This window comes from Pseudomonas sp. GW821-FHT02C04, from assembly GCF_059421845.1.
This window is the reverse complement of record NZ_JBWKVT010000002.1, coordinates 152,014-175,943: the sequence shown is the minus strand read 5'-3', so window position 1 is coordinate 175,943 and position 23,930 is coordinate 152,014. Positions and strand designations below refer to the sequence as shown.

The following is a 23,930-nucleotide window of genomic DNA, read 5'->3' as shown; positions in this document are numbered from 1 at the left end:
TCCGCTTTTGGCTGGGACGCGGAGCGTCCCGCGCTGCATTCCCACGCGGAGCGTGGGAACGATCAGGTCGGAGGGTTAGAGAGTGAGGGTCAATCGGCTCACCAGCGCCCCCGGCAACAGCGCCGATGAGGTATTGCGCTGGCTGTAAGTGCTCGCCGACAGCAGCAACTCACGCTCGGCGGTCAAGGCTTCCAGCTGCGAACCCAGCAGACTGTAGGCGCTGTCGTCGAAACGCATGGTACTGACCGGCGCCTGAATCTCGCCATTCTCGACCCAGAACGTGGCAAACCGGGTCATGCCGGTCAGGCGCGCCGCCGGTTGGTCGGAGAAGTTCAGGTACCACAGGTTGCTGATGTACAACCCGGTGCCTAACTGCTTGAGGATTTCAGACTGCGGCAGTTCGCCTGCGCCCATGTTCAGCGCACTCGGCGACTCACCACCGCCGGCACCGTTGGCCGTCAAACCGTATTCGGCGGCACTGCGCGAACCGACCAACTGGTCACCCGCCTTGCCTTCGATGATCAACCGCAGATCGCTGCGCGGGTAACCTTCACCGGAAAACGCCGGGCTCAGCGAGTCGCTGACTTTCTCGTCGAGGGACACCAGCGGGCTGAACGCCTGGTCGCCGGCATACAGCTTCTGCAACGGGCTGCTCTTGCTGGCAATCGACTGCGCCGAGAAGCCGCCCCAGCACAGCATGCCCATGATTTCTTCCAGGGCTGCGGGCGCCAGATAGGCGCGGTATTGGCCGGGCGGCAAGGTGCGCAGCGGTCGACCGAGAAACTCAAGCTGTTCGCGGGCTTGCTTGATTCGATTGGCGAACTCCTCGCTGTTCCAGTCATGCCCGGCGTAGCTGGCTTTCACCGCTTCGCCGTTTTCGTGGAACAGGCTGAAGTCGAAGTTGAAGCTGTTGGCCTGATGCCAGCCGAACGCACCGGAAGAACTGGCGAAACCGCGACTGATGGGACCTGCGGCATAGAAGCCGACCAGATCCAGGCCTTCGGCCGCTTGAGCGATTTCCGCCACGACTTGTTCGGTGTCCGGCAGCGGATGTTCCTGCACATTCTTGCTCTGCCAGCCATTGTGGTTGAGCAGCAGATAGGGATCCTGCGGCAGCAGCGGCAAGGTTTCGCGCAGTTGTTGCAGGCCTTCGGCCAGACGTTGCAGGTCGGTGGTCGGCTCGCCGGACAGGGTGATGTGCAGGTCGGCATGTCGGCCGTCGTCGATCAGTTTCAGGCCGATACCGGCTTGCTGCACTTGCCCGGCCTGACGCACCTTGGCGTGGTTGAAGCGGACGAATGCCGACGATTCGGCGTCGTAACTCAGAGTGAATTGTTCCGGCTCGCGCACGGTATCGCGCAACCAGTTGACCAGAACCTTGAAGGCCTCGACCTGGCTCTTGGAAGTACTCATCAGGCGTCTCCCCCAAACACATCAACATTGCTGAACACGCAGGCCGGCGAAGCGTGGCCGACGCGGATCACCTGGTTCGGTTCGCCCTTGCCGCAGTTCGGAGTGCCCAGCACCTGGGTGGTGCCGGCGTTGCCGACGGCGCGCAGGCTCTTCCAGAAGTGCGCGGAAATGCCCCGGTAGTTCGGGTTCTTCACCACGCCTTTGAGTTCGCCGTTTTCAATCAACTGGCCCCATTCGCAGCCGAACTGGAATTTGTTGCGTGCATCGTCGATCGACCACGAACGGTTGGTGCTCATCAGGATGCCGTTTTCGATGCCGCCGATCAGTTGCTCCAGCGACTGGTCGCCCGGCTCGATGTTGAGGTTGGCCATGCGGTCGATCGGCGGTCGGTTCCAGCCGCAGGCGCGACTGTTGGCGACGCCGTCCAGACCTGCGCGGAACTGCGACAGCGCACCGCCCAGCGGCCGCACCAGCAGACCTTCGTGAATCAGGAATTGCTTGCTGGCCTTGGATCCGTCGTCATCGTGACCGTAACTCGCCAGTTCTTCCGGGATGTCCGGATCGAACGTCACGTTGAGCAGTTTCGAGCCGTATTGCAGGCTGCCGAAATCCGAAGCTTTGACGAAGCTGGTGCCAGCGTAGTTGCGCTCGTCGCCGAGGATCCGGTCGAGTTCCAGCGGGTGGCCGATGGATTCGTGGATCTGCAGCATCATCTGATCAGGCATCAGCAGCAGGTCGCGCGGGCCTTGCGGGGTGTTCGGTGCGAGCAGCAGTTGCAGCGCCTGATCGGCGACTTGCGGGCCAGCACCGATCAGGCCGCAACGGCTGATTACGTCCGCGCCGCCCTGCTGGCCGAAGTTCTCGCGGCCGAGGCTGCGGGTCTGGCTGTCGTTGCCGTCGTAGGCGGTGACGTCCAGGCCCGGATAAACGAAGCGCTGGGCCTGGCGCAATTCGGCCCCGGCACTGCTCAGGTAGATCTGTTCGACGTGGGTGATGCCGATGCTCACTTCCCAATTCACCAGGCGCTCATCCTTTGGCACCGAGGCGGACTCCGCGCCGAGCAGTTCGAAACATTCGCTCAGGGACGGGAAGGGTTGTTCGAGATTGGGTGAAAAGTAATCGGCGCGGTCGCTGGACACCGGCTGCTGGCTCAGGTCGAGCAGGGCGTGGGGCTTGATCCGCCGGGCCTGCTGTTCGGCGCGCTCGAGGGCGGCTTGCAGGCCTTGTTGCGACAGGTCATTGGTTGCGGCGTAAGCTTCGACGCCGTTGACGCGAACGGTGAGCATCGCACCTTCGTCGCGGCTCAGGCTCGGCGGTTCGGCGACATTCTTGCGCACCGACAGGTACTGGCCGGACTCGCGTACATACCGCAAGGAAAAAAACTCGGCGCCCGTGCGCAAGGCAGCGAAGCGCTGCTTGAGCTGGGGGTGGAAATCGAACATCAGGGAACCTCCTTGTTATGGGAGAAGCGGCGAAGCGGATTCGGCGGGGAGGGGTGAAACGATTGCGCGAGGACTAGAGTAGGCCTGCGTGGGGGTAGGATCAAGTGAAGAGGGGATGTAGGAGGATTTACTGCTTTGAGTCGGCTGATCGTTCCCACATTGCATGGGAACGATCACCGCCCGGTATTACGATTTACTGAGCAACAGCACTCACATCACGCAGTGCCTTGCCTTTCACCGGCGCATCGCCAGCGACGTAGTACGGCGCCTTGCTGCGCGGCAGTGGCTGACGGCCACGGATCTTGTCGGCGATTTTCTCGGCCATCATGATCGTCGGGGCGTTCAGGTTGCCGGTGGTGATGATCGGCATGATCGAGGCATCGACCACACGCAGACCCTGCATGCCATGCACGCGGCCCTGGCCGTCCACGACCGCCATCTCGTCGGTGCCCATCTTGCACGAGCAGGACGGGTGGAACGCGGTTTCGGCGTGCTCGCGGATGAACTTGTCCAACTGCTCATCGGTTTGCACTTCGATGCCCGGGCTGATTTCGCGGCCACGGAAAGCGTCCAGTGCAGGCTGTTGCATGATTTCACGGGTCAGGCGGATGCCGTCGCGGAATTCCTGCCAGTCTTGCTCGGTGGCCATGTAGTTGAACAGGATGCTCGGGTGCTGGCGCGGATCCTTGGATTTGACCTGGATGCGACCACGGCTCGGCGAACGCATGGAACCCATGTGCGCCTGGAAGCCGTGCTCTTGCACACCGTTGCTGCCGTTGTAGTTAATCGCCACCGGCAGGAAGTGGTACTGGATGTTCGGCCATTCGAACTCTTCGCGAGTACGGATGAAGCCGCCGGCTTCGAACTGGTTGCTGGCGCCGATGCCGGTGCCGTTGAACAGCCACTCGGCACCGATGGCCGGCTGGTTGTACCAGAGCAGCGACGGGTACAGCGAGACTGGTTGGGTGCAGGCGAATTGCAGGTACAGCTCGAGGTGATCCTGCAGGTTTTCGCCGACGCCCGGCAGATCGTGAACGACCGGGATGTCGAGGCTTTCCAGCAGTTTCGCCGGGCCGACGCCGGAGCGTTGCAGCAGTTGCGGCGAAGCGATCGCGCCGGAGCAGACGATGACTTCTTTACGGGCACGGGCTTCAACGCGCTCTTCAGCGGCGCCGACCAGGTAACGCACGCCAACGGCACGCTTGCCGTCGAACAAGACTTTGTCGGTCAGGGCGTGGGTGACGATGGTCAGGGTCGAACGCTTCTTGGCCACGTCCAGATAACCACGGGCGGTGGAAGCACGACGGCCTTTCGGCGTCACGGTGCGGTCCATCGGGCCGAAGCCTTCCTGCTGGTAGCCGTTCAAGTCTTCGGTGCGCGGGTAACCGGCTTGTACGCCAGCTTCAACCATGGCGTGGAACAGCGGGTTGTTGCCAGCCTTCGGCGTGGTCACGCTGACCGGGCCTTCGCCACCGTGGTAGTCGTTCGGGCCGATGTCGCGGGTTTCCGCTTTACGGAAGTACGGCAGGCAGTCGAGGTAGGTCCAGTCTTCCAGGCCTGGCAGTTTTGCCCAGCCGTCGTAGTCCATCGCGTTGCCACGGATGTAGCACATGCCGTTGATCAGCGAGGAACCGCCGAGGCCCTTGCCGCGACCGCATTCCATGCGACGACCGTCCATGTGTGGCTCGGCGTCGGTTTCGTACGCCCAGTTGTAGCGACGGCCTTGCAGCGGGAATGCCAGTGCGGCCGGCATCTGCGTGCGGAAGTCCATGCGGTAGTCCGGGCCGCCCGCTTCAAGCAGCAGGACGGTGACGCCTACGTCTTCAGTCAGACGGGTCGCCAGGGTGTTACCGGCAGAACCGGCACCCACGATGATGTAATCGAATTCTTGGGACATTGAATGCACCCTCTTTGAAAGTTGGTCAGGTCAGACAGCCAGCGCTTCCCGTGTGGGAGCGGCGAGCAGACTTGCCCGCGAAGGCGGCTTCGCGGGCAGCGCACGATGGCGGGTCTTAGAACACCGAGACGTAATCGCCCAGCTCGACCTGTACCGATTTGATGCGAGTGAAGTTGTTCAGCGAGCTGATGCCGTTCTCACGGCCAACGCCCGACTGCTTGTAACCGCCAACCGGCATTTTTGCGTCGGACTCGCCCCAGGCGTTGATCCAGCAGATACCGGCTTCCAGTTGGTGAATCACGCGGTGGGCGCGGTTCAGGTCGCGGGTGACGATACCGGCGGCCAGGCCGAAGTCGGTGTCGTTGGCGCGGCGGATCACTTCTTCTTCGGTTTCGTAGGTCAGGATCGCCATCACCGGGCCGAAGATTTCTTCACGGACGATGGTCATGTCGTCGGTGCAGTCGGTGAACACGGTCGGAGCCACGAATGCGCCTTTGGCGAACTCGCCGTCGGTCAGACGGTCGCCGCCGCACAGAACGCGGGCGCCTTCTTCTTTACCCTTGGCGATGTAGCCCAGCACGTTTTCCATGTGCGCGAAGCTGACCAGCGGGCCGAAGTTGGTGTTTTCGTCTTCCGGGTTGCCAACGCGGATGCGGGCAACGCGCTCGACGATCTTGGCTTCGAAAGCGGCTTTCAGGTGCGCCGGTACGAACACGCGAGTGCCGTTGGTGCAGACCTGACCGGAGCTGTAGAAGTTGGCCATCATGGCCGTGTCGGCGGCGCGATCCAGGTCGGCGTCGTCGCAGATGATCAGCGGGGACTTGCCGCCCAGTTCCATGGTCACGTCTTTCAGCGACGAAGCCGAAGCGCTGGCCATGACCTTCTTGCCGGTGTCGGTGCCGCCGGTGAAGGAGATTTTCTCGATGCGTGGGTGCTCGGTCAGCCAGGTGCCGACTTCACGGCCGCTGCCGGTCAGGACGTTGAACACGCCGTTTGGAACGCCGGCTTCGGTGTAGATCTCGGCCAGTTTCAGGGTGGTCAGCGAGGTGACTTCGCTTGGCTTGAAGATCATCGCGTTACCGGCCGCCAGGGCTGGAGCGGATTTCCACAGGGCGATCTGGATCGGGTAGTTCCACGCGCCGATACCGGCAACCACGCCCAGCGGCTCGCGACGGGTGTAGACGAATGCGGTGTCACGCAGCGGGATCTGCTCGCCTTCGATGGCGGGTACCAGGCCTGCGTAGTATTCCAGCACGTCGGCGCCGGTGACGATGTCGACGTATTTGGTTTCGGAGAAGGCTTTACCGGTGTCCAGGGTTTCCAGAGCAGCCAGTTCATCGTTGCGCTCGCGCAGGATGTCGACGGCGCGACGCAGGATGCGCGAACGCTCCATGGCGGTCATCGCGGCCCAGATTTTCTGGCCCTTTTCGGCGCTGACTACTGCGCGCTCGACGTCTTCCTTGGTCGCACGTTGCACTTGTGCGAGGACTTCACCGTTAGCCGGGTTGATGGCTTCGAAGGTGGCATCGCTGCCGGCGTCGGAGTACGCGCCATCGATGTAGAGTTTTTGCAGTTCGAAACGGGCCATAGTGTCCTCGCAAGTGCATAAGTGGTTGGCGTTGACCACCGCGATCAGGCTGCGGTGGCGTTCAGGGGCCGAGCGTTTTCTCTGTGCTCTAGCTCACCTGCTTGGCCAATTGGAAATCCATGTATTCGTAAGCGATCTGTTGCGCCTGCGCAGTGTCGAAAGCGTCTCCCGACAGCGCGCCGCGCAACCACAAGCCGTCAATCAGAGCTGCCAGTCCACGGGCGGCGGTGCGCGCATCTTCGAGCGGCAACACACGGCGGAACTCGCAGCACAGGTTGGAATACAGACGGTGATCGTTGATCCGCTGCAACCTGTGCAAAGACGGCTGGTGCATGCTGGTGGCCCAGAAGGCCAGCCAGGTTTTCATTGCCGGGCCATTGACCTGGCTGGCGTCGAAGTTGCCTTCGATGATCACCTGCAGATGCGCCCGGGGGCTGCTGTCTGCCAGCGCCTGACGGCGCGCGGTGACGTTCTCGCTGAGGACGCTCATCAGATACCGCATCGTGGCGGCAATCAGGCCGTTCTTGTCCTGAAAATAGTGACTGATGATGCCATTCGAGACACCGGCCAAACGGGCGATCAGCGCAATGCTGGCGTCCCCCATTCCGACCTGATCGACGGCCTGCAAAGTGGCTTCGATCAGTTGTTGGCGGCGGATGGGTTGCATACCGACCTTGGGCATCTTGCACATCTCCTTAGGCCTTCCAACGGGCGATAAACGCCTATCGGATTGAGGGCCAGTCTATTTTGTTTTGATTGAACGTTCAATCAACAAAGAATAAGATCTGCGACAAATCGTCGCTGCCTACAGATTTTTCCTACGTGTAAGTGGCGATAAACCGACATCCGAAAATGCTCGAAACCTGCGCGGGGCAAGGCGCGGTTCGACGTTCGATGGACGTGTTGAATGGGCAAGACGCTCAAGGCCAGGTTTCGGATGAACGTCCATGCCTCGGCCACGACGGCGATTCGCGGTGCCATCTCTGCAGGTTCGGGCTTTTTTCGGGGTGTCTTTATATCACCCGCCGGTCGGCTGCCAACTAACCGATTGGTCGGGTTCCGTGTTGCCTTGTGTTCTTCTCTCGCACTGCCTGGAGCATTTGTGCCATGAGTTCTGCCTCGCTTATAAAGACCCCGCCCGAGAAGGTGACGGTCAACGGTTGGGTGTTCTACACCTCTACCGCGTTGATTCTGTTGTTGACCGCCATTCTGATCATCGCCCCGCAAGAGGCCGGCAGAATGTTGGGAGTGGCTCAGGCCTGGTTGTCCCGCAGCTTCGGCTGGTACTACATGGTGGTGATCGCCGCTTACCTGGTGTTTGTGGTGGGCCTGGCGTTTTCCTCCTACGGCAAACTCAAACTGGGTAGCAAGGACGACACCCCGGATTTCAGCTACGGCGCCTGGGCGGGGATGCTGTTCTCGTCGGGTATCGGTATTTCGCTGCTGTACTTCGGCGCATCCGAGCCGCTGGATCACTACTTCAACCCACCGGAAGGTGCATCCGCTACCAACATGGCGGCGCGTCAGGCTGTTCAGCTGACTTTCCTGCACTGGGGCCTGCACGGCTGGGCGATCTACGCACTGGTCGGTCTGGCTGTTGCCTATTTCGCTTATCGTCATAACCAGCCGCTGGCACTGCGTTCGGCGCTGTACCCGCTGGTGGGTGAGCGTTGGGTCAAGGGTGCTGCCGGTCATGCGGTAGACGGTTTCGGCATGTTCGTGACCCTGCTGGGTCTGGTGACCAACCTGGGGATTGGCTCGCTGCAAGTGTCCTCGGGCCTGGAAAACCTGTTCGGCATGGAACACAGCAACACCAACCTGCTGATCGTGATCATCGTGATGAGCACCGTGGCGACCATCGCTGCCGTGTCCGGCGTGGAAAACGGCATCCGTCGTCTGTCCAACCTCAACATCATTCTGTTCAGCGGTCTGCTGATTTTCGTGCTGTTGTTCGGCCCGACCCTGCACCTGCTCAACGGCTTCGTGCAGAACATCGGCGACTACCTCAACGGCGTGGTACTGAAGACTTTCGACCTGTATGTCTATGAAGGCGACAGTGCCAAGTCCGACCGCTGGCTGGGCCTGTGGACTCTGTTCTACTGGGCCTGGTGGATTTCCTGGGCCCCATTCGTCGGCATGTTCATCGCGCGGATTTCCCGTGGTCGTACCGTGCGTGAACTGGTGGCCGGCGTGCTGCTGATTCCGCTGGGCTTCACTCTGGCTTGGCTGTCGATCTTCGGTAACTCGGCACTGGACCTGGTGATGAACCATGGGGCGGTGGAGCTTGGCAAGACGGCGCTGGAACAGCCGTCGATGGCGATCTATCAGTTGCTTGAACACTACCCGGCATCGAAAGTCGTCATCGGTGTGTCGATCTTTGTGGGTTTCGTGCTGTTCCTGACCCCGGCCGACTCTGGCGCGGTAATGATGGCCAACCTCTCGTGCAAGGGCGGCACTGTCGACGAAGACGCACCACACTGGTTGCGGATCTTCTGGTCGGTCGTGATCACCCTGGTGACCATCGGCCTGCTGTTCGCCGGTAACTTCGAAGCCATGCAGACCATGGTGGTGCTGGCCGGTCTGCCGTTCTCGGTGGTGCTGGTGTTCTTCATGTTCGGCTTGCACAAGGCCATGCGCCAGGACGTGCAGATCGAACAGGAGCAAGCGCAACTGGCTGAGCGCGGTCGTCGTGGTTTCAGCGAGCGCCTGACTCAACTGGACCTGCAACCGAGCCAGTCGGTGGTGCAACGCTTCATGGACAAACACGTCACCCCGGCGCTGGACGATGCGGCTGCCCAGCTGCGTACCCAAGGCCTGGAAGTGCAAACGCTGCTGGGTAAATCCAAGCGTTGCATGGGCGTGCGCGTCGAGATGGAAGAGGGCAACCCTTTTGTCTACGAAGTGAGCCTGGACGGCTATCTGGCGACCCCGACCGAATCGGCCCAGTCCGATGAAGCGCGCCAGCGTTACTACCGCGCCGAGGTGTACCTGCACAACGGCAGCCAGGACTACGACCTGATGGGCTTCACGCAGGATCAGATCACTCGCGATGTGCTCGATCAGTTTGAAAGCCATCGGCAGCTCCTTGGCCGGGTCTATAGCTAAGTTGTGATCCAGGATCGTTCCCACGCTCTGCGTGGGAACGATCATCACGCAAACAAAAACGCCGCGATCCTCTCGCGGCGTTTTTGTGTCTGCTCTCTTTACCCCAGGTTCTTCCCGAGCAGCGCGTGATACAGCTCGCTGTCCCCAAGAATCCCCACCACATGGTTGTTGTCGTGCAGCACCAGCTTGTTGCCTGTCTGGTAACGGATCTGCAGTGCGTCACGCATGCCGATGTTCGAGTCCACCAGCGTCGGACGACGATCGAGGCCTTCCACGGCTTGCCCCGGCACCCAGTTCTGCAGGTCGAGTACCGAACCGTTCTTGCGTGCACCCTTGATGGTGTTGCCTTCGGCCAGGTCCAGCCACGAATCGCCGCCCGGATCCAGGCATACCGAACCGTTGATGCGTTTGCAGTTGTCCAGGGTGCGCATCAGGCTGCGACCGCAGAGCACGTTCAGCGGATTGGTGTGGGCAACGAAGGTGCGCACGTAATCGTCCGCAGGATTGAGCACGATCTCTTCCGGCACGCTGTACTGGATGATCCGGCCGTCTTTCATGATCGCGATGCGGCTGCCGAGTTTCAGCGCCTCGTCGAGGTCGTGGCTCACGAACACGATGGTTTTGCTCAGCTTGCGTTGCAGTTCCAGCAATTCATCCTGCAGACCCTGACGGATCAGCGGGTCAAGGGCCGAGAACGGTTCGTCCATCAGCAAAATGTCGGCGTCCATCGCCAGTGCGCGGGCCAGGCCTACACGCTGTTGCATACCGCCGGACAGTTCGTTGGGTTTCTTGTTGCGCCACTGGGTCAGGCCCACCAGCTCAAGCTTGTCGTCCACCAGTTTGCGGCGTTCTTTCTCGGGACGGCCCTGCATTTCCAGACCGAAGCTGATGTTCTCGCGCACCGTCAGCCAGGGCATCAGGGCGAATTTCTGGAACACCATTGCAATGCGCTTGGTGCGCATCATTTTCAGCTCGGCCGGGGTGCAGGAGGCGATGTCGATCTGTTTGCCTTCGTGCTCGACGAACAGCTTGCCGCGGCTCACGGTGTTGAGGCCGTTGATGCAGCGCAACAGGCTGGATTTGCCGGAGCCGGACAGGCCCATCAGTACGCAGATTTCACCTTTCTCGATATCCAGGCTGGCTTTTTCGACGCCGACAATCTGCCCGGTCTTTTTCAGGATCTCGTTACGGGTCATGCCCTGATCCAGCAGCTTGAGCGCCTCGCGTGGATCCTTGGCGAAGATAACGTCAACGTTATCGAAGCGAATTATGCTCATGCGTCACCCCCTACTTTTGCGTCGGGTTGTTTGCAGATACGGTCGAGCATGATCGCCAGCAGTACGATCGCCAGGCCCGCTTCGAAGCCCAGGGCGATATCAGCAGTGTTCAGTGCGTTGACCACCGGTTTGCCGAGTCCGTCGGCGCCCACCAGTGCCGCGATCACCACCATCGACAACGACAGCATGATGCACTGGGTGATGCCGGCCGCGATGCTTGGCATGGCGTGGGGCAGTTCGATCCGTGAAAGCAGTTGGCGACGCGAGCAGCCGAAGGCCTTGCCGGCGTCCATCAGTTCTTCCGGGACATCGCGGATGCCCAGATAGGTCAGGCGGATCGGCGCAGCGATGGCGAACACCACCGTGGAGATCAGGCCCGGAACCACGCCCAGCCCGAAGAGGGTCAGGGTAGGAATGAGGTAAACGAAGGTCGGTACGGTCTGCATCAGATCGAGCACCGGCCTCATCAAAGTGTAGAACATCGGTTTGTGCGCGGCGACGATGCCCAGCGGCACGCCGATGACCACGCAGACCAGGGTCGCGAACATGACCTGGGCGAGGGTTTCCATGGTCTCCTGCCAGTACCCCAGGTTGAGGATCAGCAGAAAGGAGGCGATCACGAACGCGGTGAGGCCCCATTTGCGTTGAATGAAATGCGCGAGCAGAGCGATGAGGCCGATCAACACCAGCGGGTTGAACCAGGTCAGCGCAAACGTCACGCCGTGGATCATCGTTTCCAGGGTCACGGCGATTGCGTCGAAGGTGCTGGCGCCGTGTTGCGTCAACCATTCAACGAAGCCCGCGATGTACTGGCCTAAAGGGATTTTCTGATCAATCAGCATGGTAGTGAACGTCCGCATGCAAGGAAATAAACAGCCCGGACGGCCGGAGCCGTCCGGCATAAGCGATTACTGATTCAACTTGGCTTTCACGGCCTCCAGGCCAGGTTTACCGTCAATGGTGGTCACGCCAGCGAGCCAGGTATCGAGCACCTGTGGATTCTTTTTCAGCCAGGCCTTGGCGGCCGCGTCAGGCTTCATCTTGTCGTCCAGGATGTTGCCCATCAGGGTGCTTTCCATGTCGACGGTGAACTCCAGATTCTTCAGCAACTGACCGACGTTGCTGCATTCTTCGACGTAGCCCTTGCGGGTGTTGGTCGCGACGGTGGCCGCGCCGAAATCCGGGCCGAAGAAGTCGTCGCCGCCGGTCAGGTATTGAATCTTGAAGCGCTTGTTCATCGGGTGCGGCGCCCAGCCGAGGAAGACCACGGCGGTGTCGCGTTTCTGCGCGCGGTCGACCTGCGAGAGCATGCCCGCTTCGGACGACTCGACGACCTTGAAGCCCGCGGCTTTCAGGCCGAAGGCATCCTTGTCGATCATGCTCTGGATCAGACGGTTGCCGTCGTTGCCCGGCTCGATGCCGTAGATCTTGCCGTCGAGTTCTTTCTTGAATTTGGCGATGTCGGCGAAGTCATGCAGGCCCTTGTCGTACAGCGCCTGCGGTACGGCGAGGGTGTATTTGGCGCCCTTGAGGTTGGTGCGCACGACTTCCACGGTGCCGGCATCACGGTAGGCCTTGATGTCGTTTTCCATGGTCGGCATCCAGTTGCCGAGGAACACGTCCATGTTCTTGCCGTCGGCCAGCGACTTGTAGGTCACGGGCACGGAGATCATGGTGGTCTTGGTCTTGTAGCCGAGGGCGTCGAGCACCACGCTGGTGGTCGCGGTTGTTGCGGTGATGTCGGTCCAGCCGACATCGGAGAAGTTAACGGTACTGCACTGCGCCGGTTCTGCGGCTTGAGCCAGTAACGGCAGACTCAGCATGGCGGCCAACAACAACGACGGGGAACCTTTCATGGATGGACTCCTTGGTGTTTTTTTTGGCAGTGTTCCGACTGGACCACCGCACTTATAGGTTGCGGTTGGATGGCGTTCTGGAGACAGCTCTACCACGGCGCCTTGCAATCGAGTCGATACGATCATGTACCAGTGAAAATCTGACGCCTACAGGGTGCGTCGTATCCAGTACAGGGATGGTCGCATCCAGTGTCGGTGACGTCGTTTACAGCTTTTTTCAGCCCCGTTTGGCCATCTGAACCGCATAAAAACGGCGAAAACACGGGCGAAAACCGGCACGGCGTTAGTGGGCATGAGTGCGTCGGTGTCAGACGCCGAGCGACCCGGGAAAAGCCTGATGATGCGGGCATTCCGGCGGATCGCAGCTTGAGCGTAGCAGCTCCGCCAGCGGGCGCTTCACGCCCCGGACGGCACTCTCAGGAGCTCTGCATCAATGGCTATCAGCGTTTTCGACCTGTTCAAAATCGGCATCGGCCCGTCCAGTTCCCACACCGTCGGGCCAATGCGCGCCGCGGCGCTGTTCGTCGAGTCTCTGCGCGACAAATTCCTGCTGGAGCAAGTGCGGCGGATCGAAGTGCAGCTGTTCGGTTCGCTGTCGGCCACCGGTGTCGGTCACGGCAGCGACAACGCCGTGATCATGGGACTGATGGGCGAGTGGCCGGACGCGATCGATCCGTCGCAGATCGGCCCGCGAATCCAGGCCCTGCGCGAAACTCACACCCTTTTACTGGATGGTCGTTTGTCGGTGCCCTTTATATGGGCCCGCGACATGCGCCTGATCGACGAAAACCTGCCGTTCCACCCCAACGCCATGACCCTGGTTGCCGAAGGCGATCACGGCGAGATTCATCGCGACACCTACTATTCGGTCGGCGGCGGTTTTGTCGTCGATGAGGCGCAGGCGTCCAGCGGTGTGGTGGATCTGGATCGCACCGAATTGCCTTATGACTTCTCCAGCGCCGTCGAACTGCTGGAGTTGTGCAAGAAGAACAACCTGCGTGTCGCCGAATTGATGATGGCCAACGAGAAAGTCTGGCGCAGCGAAGAGGAAATCCGCGCCGGGCTGATGAAGCTCTGGCGGGCGATGCAGGATTGCGTCGAGCAGGGCCTCAAGCACGAAGGCATCCTGCCAGGCGGCCTCAATGTGCGTCGGCGTGCGGCGAAACTGCACCGCAGTCTTCAGGAATTGAACAAGCCCAACGTGATCGGCTCGACCCTCAGCGCCATGGAGTGGGTCAACCTGTTCGCCCTGGCGGTGAACGAAGAGAACGCGGCCGGCGGGCGCATGGTCACGGCACCGACCAACGGCGCGGCCGGGATCATTCCGGCGGTGCTGCACTACTTCATGAAATTCAGCGAGGCGGTGACCGACGCCAACGTGGTCGACTATTTCCTCGGGGCGGCGGCGGTGGGGATTCTGTGCAAGAAGAACGCCTCGATCTCCGGCGCTGAAGTCGGTTGCCAAGGCGAGGTCGGTTCGGCCTGCGCAATGGCAGCGGCAGGGCTGGCGGAAATCCTCGGCGCAAGCCCGGAGCAATTGTGCAACGCGGCGGAAATCGGCCTGGAGCATAACCTCGGCCTGACCTGCGATCCGGTGGGCGGTCTGGTCCAGGTGCCGTGCATCGAGCGCAATGCGATTGCGGCGGTGAAAGCGATCAACGCGGCACAGATGGCCCTGCGCGGCGATGGTCAGCACTTCATTTCGCTGGACCGGGTGATCCGCACCATGCGCGATACCGGCGCCGACATGCATGACAAATATAAAGAGACATCGCGGGGCGGGTTGGCGGTCAGCGCGGTGGAGTGCTGATTCCTCCGATAACACCAGACCAGTCAAAACTGCGCACCAAGTGAGCATCGGCAATCAAACGCGCCACCTTTTGGCGCGTCGCAATCAGATAAGAGTGTTTCCCACCTCCAGCGCGTGATTGATGCTGGCGACCGTCCGTCACCTGTGCCTGCGGTGACACTGTCCGACAATCGCGCCCGGCCCTGTTCCCACAAGTGCTACCGATTTGCTCACGCACTTCGGGGCAGGGCTTTCACCGCCGCTGATGGCACTTCGAACTACCTTTCGTCGGACGGCTTGTATAGACGCGTCGCGACGTCGTTTTCAGGAGTTATTGAACGGCCATTCAAATTTAGGCATGGCAATTGCTCTGTCATAACAAAGCCCGTCTCACGCAAGAGAACGATGGCAATAACAAGAGCCTCCGCCTGAGGCCATCACCCGCTTTGTGTGAGGAGATACCGCGATGACGTCGTTCAACTCCGGGGCTCAACCCCAGAACCGTGCGCCTCAATCCATCGGCTTTCTGCTGCTGGACAATTTCACGCTGATTTCCCTGGCTTCCGCAGTCGAACCGCTGCGCATGGCCAACCAGTTGTCCGGTCGCGAGCTGTATCGCTGGACCACCCTCACCGTCGACGGTGGCCAGGTCTGGGCCAGTGACGGTCTGCAGATCACTCCCGACGCCTCCATGCACAAAGCCCCGGCCCTCGACACCATCATCGTGTGCGGCGGGATCGGCATTCAACGCACCGTTACCCGTGAACACGTTTCGTGGCTGCAAAGCCAGGCGCGCCAGTCCCGCCGCCTCGGTGCCGTGTGCACCGGTAGCTGGGCCCTGGCCTGCGCCGGCCTGCTCGACGGCTTCGATTGCAGCGTGCACTGGGAATGTCTGGCGGCGATGCAGGAAGCGTTTCCTCGCGTCGCGATGAGCACCCGTCTGTTCACCCTCGACCGCAACCGTTTCACCAGCTCCGGCGGCACCGCGCCGCTGGACATGATGCTGCACCTGATCAGCCGCGATCACGGCCGTGAACTGTCCGCCGCGATCTCCGAGATGTTCGTCTACGAGCGCATCCGCAACGAGCAGGATCACCAGCGCGTGCCGCTCAAGCACATGCTCGGCACCAACCAGCCGAAGTTGCAGGAAATCGTCGCGCTGATGGAAGCCAACCTGGAAGAGCCGATCGACCTCGACGAACTGGCGGTGTACGTCGCCGTGTCCCGTCGTCAGCTCGAGCGCCTGTTCCAGAAATACCTGCACTGCTCGCCGTCGCGCTACTACCTCAAGCTACGCCTGATCCGTGCGCGGCAACTGCTCAAGCAGACGCCGATGTCGATCATCGAAGTGGCATCGGTCTGCGGCTTCGTGTCGACGCCGCACTTCTCCAAGTGCTACCGCGAATACTTCGGCATTCCGCCGCGTGACGAGCGCGTCGGTTCCAACACCACCCAGCAAGTGGCGATGCTGCCGCTGCCGCAGGCCATCGTGATGTCGCCGCTGTCCGGGCCGATGTCGGCGCTGAGCCAGGCGCGCAACGAGTCGACCTTTGCCAGCGTGCGCCTCTGATCAGAGCGCGCGTTTGAAGTACACGACGCGCTCGGTTTCTTCGAAGCCGAGCGCCTTGTGCGTCGCCTGACTGGTCAGATTGTCGACGCCGGTGTCGGACGCCATTTCCACGCAGCCGTTTTCCCGTCCCCATTGCGCGACCTGCTCGATCAATCGGGCGGCCACGCCGTGGCGGCGCTGCTCCGGTATCACGTAGATACCTTCCAGATACACCACGGGCGAGCTGTCGGTGCCGTTGACGTAATCGGTGCGCAATGAGGCTTCGGCGAGGCCGACAGGATGCTGCTGCGTGTCGTAGGCGACGAAGTTGATATAGCGCTGCGGCGCTTTCAGTTGCTGCTCGATTTCATCGCGATGTTCGTGTTCCGAAGCATCGGGCCAGAGGGCCTGGCGCAGGGGCAGCCAGCCCGATTGCTCGCTGGACTGGCAGGTCTGGATAAGGAACATCGGCGTTCGCTCGTGGTGGTCGTCAAGGCCAGCACTCTAGCAAACGCCCGAGTCCTCAGGCGCGGGTTTGCTGATACTGCGCCAGGGCCGGCAGCAACTGCTTGTCGATGGCTTCGCGCACGGTGGGTTGAATGCTGGCGCTGCTGGTGTACATCTGCTTGACCATGGTGCGCAGCGTGTTGGCCCGCACATCGTCCAGGCCCCGCACGGCGCACTCGCAGGCCTGCTGGGCAGACGAGCCCGACGGTACTTCGAATCCCAACGACTTGAGCTGGCCCAACAGGTCTTCCTGATCGATCAAATCGGCATACATCATGACGCGAATCCTTCTTCGGCAACGGAGGTCGTGGCTCGATTCTGGTAGGCCTGCCCAGGCACGGCAAGGGCGATTTGTCGCAGTGTCCACATTGGCTATGAGCATGTCGTTTTCGGCTAACTTGCCGTGTCGGGGAGTGGGCACACTGGACCCGGCTCGCTTCACGACGGTTTGGTCACCCTCGGCATGGCAGCTCCTCAACAGTACCCTCGCCCCGATCCTGTCACGGCTTGTATCGGGGCTTTTTTTGTCTGCGAATAACGATGACGCGGTCTAGCGCTGCAACACCAGAATCCGCGACAACAACTCATCCCGATCGATGTAGCAGCCCTGAAAGTGTCGGGCCCCTGTGGTCGGGTCGAACGCATTGCGCGCGTGCAGGGTGCGGCGGTTGTCGAAGCACCACAACTCGCCCGGATTGAGCCGCTGCATCAGCCGGAAGCGCGGCTCGCGGGTCATGGCGATGAAGCGTCGATACGCGCGATACAGCAGGGGCATTTGCTCGACGGACGTGTCGAACGCGCCACGCAGAAAGTTGGCCATGCGGATTTCCGCAACCCGGCTCAACGCATCCAGGGCGATGATCGGGGCGAGGCAGCGATAGTCGCTGTGGCGATCCTTGTTGCGAAACTCCACCGGGATCTCGCACAGCGCCTTGAACGACGCGGGATCTTCCTGACGCAAGGCTTCGGCAATCGCAAAACCGTCGACAAAAATACTCTCGCCACCCTCGGCGTCGTTCACCAGACAATGCAGAAATTGCAGCCCCGGTTGCAGCTCGCGAGTCGGCAGGTCGGTGTGCAACGGCAGGTTGAAAGCGGTGTAGGCATTGCTGTCGGCATCGGCCTTGGATTGCACGTTGAACAGCACGCCGAAATTGCTCTCGCGGATGAACGAAATGCGCTGGGCGATCAGCTTCAGCGAGCCGGGTTCGACGGGCACGCCGCGCACCTGGGTCAGGCCGATGTCGCGCACTGCCAGCAACCATTGCAGCAGCGCGGCGTTGTCGTTCATCAGCGCTGAATAGTCGAACACCGGCAACTGCAAGTCGCTGCGCCAGAGAAAGGCTTTTGGTTTGGCGGCCAGGCGTTCGGCGCGGGACTCGTCGTCATAGGCGTGGGCCCGCAGCCATCCGGCATCAAAGCGGCTGAGGTGACCGTCCTGCCAGTTGATGCGCAGGCAGCCATCGGTGTCGATATGGGCGGCGGAGGGTGACAGATCCTGCGCCGCATCGACGATCTCGAACACTTGCTCGCGGGTAACGCTGTAGACGCAGTGCGGACACGGGCAGTTGTCCCGCAGCCACACATGGTGGAACGGGCTGACGCGCCCGTCGGCCCATTCGATCAGGACGCGATCCGCCAGGTTCTGCACGCCGTTCAGCGCGCTGATCAACGGATAAGTACGGAAATCGGCAACTGCGGCGGCGGTTTGCATGGCGGCTCCTTGCGATGGATGGATTTACCGGGCTGGCGGCAATGCGATGACCCGGCCGATGTAAGCCGGGGCGGGCAGGTCGGTCTGCTCGGCGACAATGGCTTGCAGGCGGCTCAGGGTGTCCGGGGTAAACGGAGCCGAACGCGGCCCGGCGAGGTCGACGTGCAGCAGCATCTGTTCGTTGCCGGCCAGTTCCTTGTCACCGCCGGCCAGGTGCAGGCTGTGATAGAGGTGCAGGCGTTTCTGGTCGTGACCGATGATTTGCGTGCGCACTTCGACCTCGGCATCGAGCTTCACTTCGTGCAGATAGTTGAGGTGCAGTTCGAGGGTGAACAATGAGTTGCCGCTGGCCTCGCGGTTGTTGCTGTCCATACCGAGGCGGTCCATCAGGGCGTCGGTGGCGTAGCTGAAGATCAGCAGATAGAAGGCGTCGCGCAGGTGGCCGTTGTAATCGACCCAGTCGGGGATGATTCTGGTTTGGTAGGTGGTGAGGGTGGGCATACTTATCTCCAGGCACGTTCGTACCCACGCTTTGCGTGGGTACGATCAATCAACACATCACTCGCTGAAACTCATCCCGTGCTTCTCTTTGGTGGTCTTCACCGCCTCAAGCACCGCCAGCAAGCAATCATCACGATAGCGCTCCAGCGCCGAAATACTGTGCCGCCCCAGTTGATCGCTGGTGCCATCCACCACGTCGTCGATCAACTTGTCCGTCAGTTCCGGTGCCGGCAAGTACGTCCACGGCAACTGCAACGCCGGGCCGAACTGCGACATGAAGTGACGCATGCCGGCATCGCCCCCGGCCAGGGTGTAAGTCAAAAACGTACCCATGAACGACCAGCGCAGACCGGCGCCAAAGCGGATCGCATCATCGATTTCTCCCGTGGTTGCCACCCCGTCGTTGACCAGGTGCAGCGCCTCGCGCCACAGCGCTTCGAGCAGGCGGTCGGCGATGAAGCCCGGCACTTCCTTGCGTACATGCAGCGGGCGCATGCCGAGGGATTCGTAGACTTTCATCGCGGCCTGCACGGCTTCCGGCGCGGTGTTCTTGCCGCCGACCACTTCCACCAATGGCAGCAGGTAAACCGGGTTAAACGGGTGACCGACCACGCAACGTTCCGGGTGGGTCGAGCTCTCGTAGAACTCGCTCGGCAACAGGCCCGAGGTACTGGAGCCGATCAGGGCATTGGGCTTGGCCGCCGCGCTGATCTTGCTGTGCAGATCCAGTTTCAGTTCGAGGCGTTCCGGGGCGCTTTCCTGGATGAAATCCGCATCGCGTACGCATTCTTCAATGGTCGCCACAAAGCGCAGGCGGTCCTGCGAGGCGCCCGGCGCCAGACCGTTTTTCTCCAGCGCGCCCCAGGCATTGGCCACGCGTTTGCGCAGCGCCGCTTCGGCACCCGGCGCCGGGTCCCAGGCCACCACGTCGAGGCCATGGGCGAGGGCGCGGGCGACCCAGCCGCTGCCGATGACGCCGCTGCCCAGTGCTGCGAAGGTTTTGATTTCGGTGATAAAGCTCATGGTCACTTCCTGGAATGAGGCAAAAAAACGGTGGGCGCCAATTGCCCGCCCACCGGGGGAAAGGGTGGCTTCAGCCGCGCTGGGTCAGGCCCATTTTCTTGCGACCTTCAGCCGGGGTCAGTACGCGGGCGCCGAGACGGCTGAGGATTTCGCTGGCGCGTTCGACCAGTTGGCCGTTGGTCGCGAGCACGCCTTTGTCCAGCCACAGGTTGTCTTCCAGACCGACCCGCACGTTGCCGCCGAGCAGCACCGCTTGTGCGGCCATCGGCATCTGCATCCGGCCGATGCCGAAACCCGCCCACACCGCGTCGGCCGGCAGGTTGTCGACCATGGCTTTCATGGTGGTGGTGTCGGCCGGCGCGCCCCACGGGATGCCCAGGCACAGCTGGAACAGCGGGTTGTCGAGCAGACCTTCCTTGATCATCTGTTTGGCGAACCACAGGTGACCGGTGTCGAAAATCTCAAGCTCCGCCTTCACGCCCAGCTCGGTGATGCGCTTGGCGCCAGCACGCAGCTGGGCTGGGGTGGAGACGTAAATGGTGTCGCCGTCGCCGAAGTTCAGGGTGCCGCAATCCAGCGTGCAGATTTCCGGCAGCAGCTCCTCGACGTGGGCCAGGCGGGTCAGCGGGCCGACCAGATCGGTGTTCGGGCCGAACTCCATCGGGTTCTCGCCCGGGCCGATTTCCAGGTCGCCGCCCATGCCGGCGGTGAGGTTGACGATGATGTCGACGTCGGCTTCGCGGATGCGCTCCATGACTTCGCGGTACAGCGCCACGTCACGGCTGAACTTGCCGGTCTGCGGGTCGCGGACATGGCAATGCACGACGGTGGCACCGGCCTTGGCCGCTTCCACCGCGGCTGCGGCGATCTGTTTCGGAGTGACCGGCACGTGAGGGCTCTTGGCGGTCGTGTCGCCAGCACCGGTGAGTGCGCAGGTGATGATGACGTCGTGGTTCATGGTGCGTTTTCCTTCAGGCGTGATGGGTCTGTTCGCAGCCCGTGGCGGGCTGCGAAGTGGTTCGTTCGTTGCGGTTTATTTACTGGTGAGCTGGAGGTTTTCAGCCGCCGGTTTGCCATCGAAAGTGGTCACGCCTTCGAGCCAGCGCTGTTTGTCCTGCGGGTGATCCTTGAGCCATTGCTTGGCCGATTCGAAAGCGTCCTTGTGATCGAGCAGCGGCTGCATCATCCGGCTCTCGTCTTCGGCGGTGAACGTCAGGTTGCTCAGCAGGCGACCGACGTTCGGGCATTGTTCGGCGTATTTCGGCGCGGTGACGGTCCACACGGTGGCCATGCCTTCGTTCGGGCCGAGGGCGTCGTCGCTGCCGGTCAGATAAGTCATCTTCACGTTGACGTTCATCGGGTGTGGCGCCCAGCCGAAGAACACCACGGCTTCCTTGCGGCGCACGGCGCGATCGACGGCGGCGAGCATGCCCGCTTCGCTCGATTCTACGAGCTGGAATTTGCCGAGGCCGAACTGGTTCTTGGCGATCATCGCCTTGATCTGGGTGTTGGCGCCCGAGCCTGGCTCGATGCCGTAGATCTTGCCGCCCAGTTCTTTCTCGAACTTGGCGATGTCAGCGAAGGTTTTCAGACCCTTGTCCGCCAGATAGGTCGGTACGGCGAGGGTGGCGCGGGCATCCTTGAGGCTCGGGGCCTGGAGGACTTTGACCTGATTGGCGTCGACGAACGGGGTGATGGTCTGGGTCATCAGCGGGTTCCAGTAGCCGAGGAACAGGTCCAGACGCTGGTCGCGGATCCCGGCGAAGATGATTTGCTGGGAGGCGCTGGTTTGTTTGGTGCTGTAGCCGAGGCCGTCGAGCAGAACCTGGGTCATGGCGCTGGTGGCGATCACGTCGGTCCAGTTCACGACGCCCATGCGCACGTTCTGGCACGCGGCAGGTTCGGCCGCCATGACACTGGCGCTTAAAAACGCGGTACCGCTGAGTGCGAGAACACAGCTGCTGATCAGTCGTTTCATGTCGGGTTCCTCGGCAGGTCGTTATTGTGGGTTCCGACATCTTTCGTGTCGGTGATGCCAAGTTACGCAGCTGCGCACCGCTGAAAACGCACTGCGGCGACCAGCTCTTGCACTGCAGCGACCTGTGCTCTTGAATGCCGCCGGCAACTGGCGTATCAACGTTGCACGCTACCCGCTGACCGAGTGCGCGCCATGTCCCAGGATTTCTACTTTCTGTTGATGCCGGGTTTTTCCGCCATCGGTTTCATCTCTGCGATCGAACCGCTGCGGGTGGCCAACCGCTTTCGCGGCGAGCTGTATCGCTGGCACGTCTTGAGCGCCGATGGCGGGGCGGTGTTGGCGAGCAACGGGATGTCGGTCAACGCCGACGCGGCATTGGAACCGCTGAAGAAAGGTGCGACGTTGCTGGTGGTCGCCGGGTTCGAACCGCTGAAATTCGCCACCCCGGCGCTGGAGCACTGGCTGCGACGGCTGGACAACGAAGGCGTGACCCTCGGCGCCATCGACACTGGCAGTTTCGTCCTCGCCGAGGCCGGCCTGCTCGACGGCCATCGCCTGACCCTGCACTGGGAGGCCATCGATGCCTTCAAGGAATCTTATCCACAGCTCAGCGTCACCCAGGAGCTGTTCGAGATCGACCGTCGGCGCATCACGTCCGCTGGCGGCACCGCATCCATCGACCTGATGCTCGACCTGATCGCCCAGGCCCACGGCCCGCAACTGGCGATCCAGGTCAGCGAGCAGTTTGTATTGGGAAGGATTCGTCCGCGCAAAGACCACCAGCGCATGGAAGTCGCGACGCGTTACGGCATCAGCAACAAGAAACTGGTGCATGTGATCGGCGAGATGGAACAGCACAGCGAACCGCCGCTGACCACCCTGGAACTGGCGGAATCGATCAAGGTGACGCGGCGGCAACTGGAGCGCCTGTTCCGCCTGCACCTGAACGACACGCCGAGCAATTTCTACCTGCGCTTGCGGCTGGAGAAAGCCCGGCAGCTGTTGCGCCAGACCGATATGAGCGTGCTGGAAGTCAGCATCGCCTGCGGGTTCGAATCACCGTCGTATTTCACTCGCAGCTACCGGGCGAAGTTTGCCCGGTGTCCGCGCGAGGATCGGCGTACCGCTCAGGCTTGAGTTACTTCTTCAGTAAAGCCGAGCAGGCCGCTTTATAGGCTTCATGCTGATACTTGTTCAGCGACCCCGGTAGCTCAAAGTTGTGCTTCTTGGCCTGGGCATTGATCGTCTGAGGCGACAGCAGCGTCACCTCACAACCATCGAGCAACTGAAACACGCCCTCGATCTTGAACGTGGTCGGCCCACCGGCAAACTCGCCCTTCTTGCTGCGCTTCTTGATCGCGATGCGATCAATCGAGTTTTCCCGCACGAACGACGCTACTTGCGCGGCAAATACTTTGACGTTGGCCGCCTCGTCGTCATCGTCCAGGGCGATTTTCTTGGTGCTCAGAGCGACATGGCTCAGCACCGAACCGTTGAGGGACGCCACGGCGATGATCGCTTCACTGCCTTTGATTTCGATACCGCAGATATTCATGTGAATCCCTTGATTGGCTGAAGAGGTGCAGCTTACAGCTCAAGCTGGTTGGCGGTGATGCCAAACGCCGCTGCAATCTTCTCGCGAGTGGCCTTGCGCGGCTTTGCAACGGTTTCCTGCTGGGCAAAGGCAGGCTGCGAAATGCCCATGCGCCGAGCCACTTCTTCTTGGGTCAGGTTGAGATGTTCGCGCCAGGCCCTGATCGGAGTTGCCCCGTCGACAATGCGACTGACCACCTCATGGGGGATCAGGTCAGGCTCCATTTTCTGCGCGACATACTGTGCGTAGGGAATGACCACGAAAGCGGGCTTGCCCTCGGAGTCATTGATGATTTGGATGTCAGTAAGTGCGTTCATCGCGTTTTTTTACCTCTTGAATACTGACCACTTTGATCGCGCCATCCCAGTCGAACATGACTCGGTAATTTCCAGTCGATACGCGTAGTCATGACCAACCAGTGCTTTCACATTGCCCACATCAGGCATGTCAGAGAGCACCGTGATGGCGTCTCTGACCTGACACTGATGAACGGAATACAATTTCAGGAGTTGCTTAACGGCCTTTCGAGTCCAGTGGATGCTGTTCACGGCAGAATATAAGTCTTTTATAAGATTTGCGAATCTTTGCTTATATTTTTCAGGTGGCCAATAAACAACGTTCGACCGAATGTTGCAGGGTGCATGGCGGGGAAAATTTCGGGCTTAGCTATCATCCATGAATTACACAGAGGTAAATA

General features: G+C 61.2%; 21 protein-coding genes and 1 pseudogene. 4 read left to right on the top strand and 18 right to left on the bottom strand.

Annotation, left to right across the window (positions count from 1 at the left end):
- Positions 1-75 precede the first annotated feature (75 nt).
- The 5 genes from AC07VV_RS08855 to betI all read right to left on the bottom strand — a co-directional run bounded on the left by AC07VV_RS08855 (position 76) and on the right by betI (position 7,022).
- Positions 76-1,413: a TldD/PmbA family protein gene (locus AC07VV_RS08855; RefSeq protein ID WP_495036026.1), complete on the bottom strand. Its 1,338-nt coding sequence runs from the start codon at positions 1,411-1,413 to the stop codon at positions 76-78.
- Entirely contained in the window at positions 1,413-2,855 is a 1,443-nt protein-coding gene (locus AC07VV_RS08850; RefSeq protein WP_495036025.1) for a TldD/PmbA family protein, read from the bottom strand. The genes AC07VV_RS08855 and AC07VV_RS08850 overlap by 1 nt, the downstream gene beginning before the upstream one ends.
- A gap of 193 nt (positions 2,856-3,048) precedes the next feature.
- Positions 3,049-4,752: a choline dehydrogenase gene (gene betA, locus AC07VV_RS08845; RefSeq protein WP_495036024.1), complete on the bottom strand. Its 1,704-nt coding sequence runs from the start codon at positions 4,750-4,752 to the stop codon at positions 3,049-3,051.
- A 115-nt stretch (positions 4,753-4,867) separates the two neighbouring features.
- On the bottom strand, positions 4,868-6,340 hold the full coding sequence (betB, locus tag AC07VV_RS08840; RefSeq protein WP_495036023.1) for a betaine-aldehyde dehydrogenase: 1,473 nt from the start codon (positions 6,338-6,340) through the stop codon (positions 4,868-4,870).
- Positions 6,341-6,428: 88 nt separating this feature from the next.
- Positions 6,429-7,022 carry a transcriptional regulator BetI gene (betI, locus tag AC07VV_RS08835; RefSeq protein WP_011336305.1) on the bottom strand — a complete coding sequence of 198 codons (594 nt, stop codon included), beginning with the start codon at positions 7,020-7,022 and terminating at the stop codon, positions 6,429-6,431.
- Between the two features lie 425 nt (positions 7,023-7,447).
- Here betI and betT point away from each other — a divergent pair, with 425 nt between their 5' ends.
- On the top strand, positions 7,448-9,445 hold the full coding sequence (gene betT / locus AC07VV_RS08830; RefSeq protein WP_495036022.1) for a choline BCCT transporter BetT: 1,998 nt from the start codon (positions 7,448-7,450) through the stop codon (positions 9,443-9,445).
- Between the two features lie 98 nt (positions 9,446-9,543).
- Here betT and choV read toward each other — a convergent pair whose 3' ends face one another.
- From choV to AC07VV_RS08815, 3 genes are all read right to left on the bottom strand, one after another.
- A complete protein-coding gene (choV, locus tag AC07VV_RS08825; RefSeq protein WP_096817748.1) occupies positions 9,544-10,722 on the bottom strand; it encodes a choline ABC transporter ATP-binding protein in 1,179 nt (392 codons plus the stop codon).
- Positions 10,719-11,564, bottom strand: coding sequence for a choline ABC transporter permease subunit (gene choW, locus AC07VV_RS08820; protein WP_085709139.1), 846 nt, complete (start codon positions 11,562-11,564; stop codon positions 10,719-10,721). The genes choV and choW overlap by 4 nt, the downstream gene beginning before the upstream one ends.
- Positions 11,565-11,630: 66 nt before the next feature.
- Positions 11,631-12,578: a choline ABC transporter substrate-binding protein gene (locus tag AC07VV_RS08815; protein WP_096817750.1), complete on the bottom strand. Its 948-nt coding sequence runs from the start codon at positions 12,576-12,578 to the stop codon at positions 11,631-11,633.
- A gap of 433 nt (positions 12,579-13,011) precedes the next feature.
- On the opposite strand from AC07VV_RS08815, the gene AC07VV_RS08810 reads away from it, so the two are divergent.
- Together AC07VV_RS08810 and gbdR are read left to right on the top strand one after the other, a co-directional pair.
- On the top strand, positions 13,012-14,388 hold the full coding sequence (locus AC07VV_RS08810) for an L-serine ammonia-lyase (RefSeq protein ID WP_096817752.1): 1,377 nt from the start codon (positions 13,012-13,014) through the stop codon (positions 14,386-14,388).
- A gap of 445 nt (positions 14,389-14,833) precedes the next feature.
- Positions 14,834-15,937: a choline metabolism transcriptional regulator GbdR gene (gene gbdR / locus AC07VV_RS08805; protein WP_065260190.1), complete on the top strand. Its 1,104-nt coding sequence runs from the start codon at positions 14,834-14,836 to the stop codon at positions 15,935-15,937.
- On the opposite strand, the gene aac(6') is transcribed toward gbdR, so the two are convergent.
- The 7 genes from aac(6') to AC07VV_RS08770 all read right to left on the bottom strand — a co-directional run bounded on the left by aac(6') (position 15,938) and on the right by AC07VV_RS08770 (position 21,639).
- Positions 15,938-16,384 carry an aminoglycoside 6'-N-acetyltransferase gene (gene aac(6') / locus AC07VV_RS08800; RefSeq protein ID WP_495036021.1) on the bottom strand — a complete coding sequence of 149 codons (447 nt, stop codon included), beginning with the start codon at positions 16,382-16,384 and terminating at the stop codon, positions 15,938-15,940.
- A 55-nt stretch (positions 16,385-16,439) separates the two neighbouring features.
- Complete coding sequence (locus AC07VV_RS08795; RefSeq protein WP_096817966.1) at positions 16,440-16,700, bottom strand: hypothetical protein; 261 nt, start codon at positions 16,698-16,700, stop codon at positions 16,440-16,442.
- A 273-nt stretch (positions 16,701-16,973) separates the two neighbouring features.
- Positions 16,974-18,137 carry a gamma-butyrobetaine dioxygenase gene (locus tag AC07VV_RS08790; RefSeq protein ID WP_495036020.1) on the bottom strand — a complete coding sequence of 388 codons (1,164 nt, stop codon included), beginning with the start codon at positions 18,135-18,137 and terminating at the stop codon, positions 16,974-16,976.
- Between the two features lie 24 nt (positions 18,138-18,161).
- On the bottom strand, positions 18,162-18,638 hold the full coding sequence (locus AC07VV_RS08785; RefSeq protein ID WP_495036019.1) for a thioesterase family protein: 477 nt from the start codon (positions 18,636-18,638) through the stop codon (positions 18,162-18,164).
- Positions 18,639-18,695: 57 nt separating this feature from the next.
- A complete protein-coding gene (locus AC07VV_RS08780) occupies positions 18,696-19,661 on the bottom strand; it encodes an L-carnitine dehydrogenase (RefSeq protein WP_011336297.1) in 966 nt (321 codons plus the stop codon).
- A gap of 70 nt (positions 19,662-19,731) precedes the next feature.
- The gene (gene cdhC / locus AC07VV_RS08775) at positions 19,732-20,619 is read right to left on the bottom strand and encodes a 3-dehydrocarnitine:acetyl-CoA trimethylamine transferase CdhC (protein ID WP_011336296.1); all 888 of its coding nucleotides are present in this window, start codon (positions 20,617-20,619) and stop codon (positions 19,732-19,734) included.
- A 75-nt stretch (positions 20,620-20,694) separates the two neighbouring features.
- Positions 20,695-21,639, bottom strand: coding sequence for a choline ABC transporter substrate-binding protein (locus AC07VV_RS08770; RefSeq protein WP_096817760.1), 945 nt, complete (start codon positions 21,637-21,639; stop codon positions 20,695-20,697).
- Positions 21,640-21,831: 192 nt separating this feature from the next.
- On the opposite strand from AC07VV_RS08770, the gene AC07VV_RS08765 reads away from it, so the two are divergent.
- The gene (locus AC07VV_RS08765) at positions 21,832-22,776 is read left to right on the top strand and encodes a GlxA family transcriptional regulator (RefSeq protein ID WP_085688589.1); all 945 of its coding nucleotides are present in this window, start codon (positions 21,832-21,834) and stop codon (positions 22,774-22,776) included.
- A gap of 1 nt (position 22,777) precedes the next feature.
- On the opposite strand, the gene AC07VV_RS08760 is transcribed toward AC07VV_RS08765, so the two are convergent.
- From AC07VV_RS08760 to AC07VV_RS08750, 3 genes and pseudogenes are all read right to left on the bottom strand, one after another.
- Entirely contained in the window at positions 22,778-23,194 is a 417-nt protein-coding gene (locus AC07VV_RS08760; RefSeq protein WP_495036018.1) for a DUF3010 family protein, read from the bottom strand.
- Positions 23,195-23,226: 32 nt separating this feature from the next.
- A complete protein-coding gene (locus AC07VV_RS08755; RefSeq protein WP_085608908.1) occupies positions 23,227-23,550 on the bottom strand; it encodes a helix-turn-helix domain-containing protein in 324 nt (107 codons plus the stop codon).
- A pseudogene (locus tag AC07VV_RS08750) lies at positions 23,534-23,781 on the bottom strand (type II toxin-antitoxin system RelE family toxin). The gene AC07VV_RS08755 and the pseudogene AC07VV_RS08750 overlap by 17 nt, the downstream one beginning before the upstream one ends.
- Positions 23,782-23,930 lie beyond the last annotated feature (149 nt).

Excerpts from the sequence above, each read along its gene's own strand:
- AC07VV_RS08855 (WP_495036026.1), bottom strand. The coding sequence starts at position 1,413 with ATGAGTACTTCCAAGAGCCAGGTCGAGGCCTTCAAGGTTCTGGTCAAC.
- AC07VV_RS08850 (WP_495036025.1), bottom strand. The coding sequence starts at position 2,855 with ATGTTCGATTTCCACCCCCAGCTCAAGCAGCGCTTCGCTGCCTTGCGC.
- betA (WP_495036024.1), bottom strand. The coding sequence starts at position 4,752 with ATGTCCCAAGAATTCGATTACATCATCGTGGGTGCCGGTTCTGCCGGT.
- betB (WP_495036023.1), bottom strand. The coding sequence starts at position 6,340 with ATGGCCCGTTTCGAACTGCAAAAACTCTACATCGATGGCGCGTACTCC.
- betI (WP_011336305.1), bottom strand. The coding sequence starts at position 7,022 with ATGCCCAAGGTCGGTATGCAACCCATCCGCCGCCAACAACTGATCGAA.
- betT (WP_495036022.1), top strand. The coding sequence starts at position 7,448 with ATGAGTTCTGCCTCGCTTATAAAGACCCCGCCCGAGAAGGTGACGGTC.
- choV (WP_096817748.1), bottom strand. The coding sequence starts at position 10,722 with ATGAGCATAATTCGCTTCGATAACGTTGACGTTATCTTCGCCAAGGAT.
- choW (WP_085709139.1), bottom strand. The coding sequence starts at position 11,564 with ATGCTGATTGATCAGAAAATCCCTTTAGGCCAGTACATCGCGGGCTTC.
- AC07VV_RS08815 (WP_096817750.1), bottom strand. The coding sequence starts at position 12,578 with ATGAAAGGTTCCCCGTCGTTGTTGTTGGCCGCCATGCTGAGTCTGCCG.
- AC07VV_RS08810 (WP_096817752.1), top strand. The coding sequence starts at position 13,012 with ATGGCTATCAGCGTTTTCGACCTGTTCAAAATCGGCATCGGCCCGTCC.
- gbdR (WP_065260190.1), top strand. The coding sequence starts at position 14,834 with ATGACGTCGTTCAACTCCGGGGCTCAACCCCAGAACCGTGCGCCTCAA.
- AC07VV_RS08795 (WP_096817966.1), bottom strand. The coding sequence starts at position 16,700 with ATGATGTATGCCGATTTGATCGATCAGGAAGACCTGTTGGGCCAGCTC.
- AC07VV_RS08790 (WP_495036020.1), bottom strand. The coding sequence starts at position 18,137 with ATGCAAACCGCCGCCGCAGTTGCCGATTTCCGTACTTATCCGTTGATC.
- AC07VV_RS08785 (WP_495036019.1), bottom strand. The coding sequence starts at position 18,638 with ATGCCCACCCTCACCACCTACCAAACCAGAATCATCCCCGACTGGGTC.
- AC07VV_RS08780 (WP_011336297.1), bottom strand. The coding sequence starts at position 19,661 with ATGAGCTTTATCACCGAAATCAAAACCTTCGCAGCACTGGGCAGCGGC.
- cdhC (WP_011336296.1), bottom strand. The coding sequence starts at position 20,619 with ATGAACCACGACGTCATCATCACCTGCGCACTCACCGGTGCTGGCGAC.
- AC07VV_RS08770 (WP_096817760.1), bottom strand. The coding sequence starts at position 21,639 with ATGAAACGACTGATCAGCAGCTGTGTTCTCGCACTCAGCGGTACCGCG.
- AC07VV_RS08765 (WP_085688589.1), top strand. The coding sequence starts at position 21,832 with ATGTCCCAGGATTTCTACTTTCTGTTGATGCCGGGTTTTTCCGCCATC.
- AC07VV_RS08760 (WP_495036018.1), bottom strand. The coding sequence starts at position 23,194 with ATGAATATCTGCGGTATCGAAATCAAAGGCAGTGAAGCGATCATCGCC.
- AC07VV_RS08755 (WP_085608908.1), bottom strand. The coding sequence starts at position 23,550 with ATGAACGCACTTACTGACATCCAAATCATCAATGACTCCGAGGGCAAG.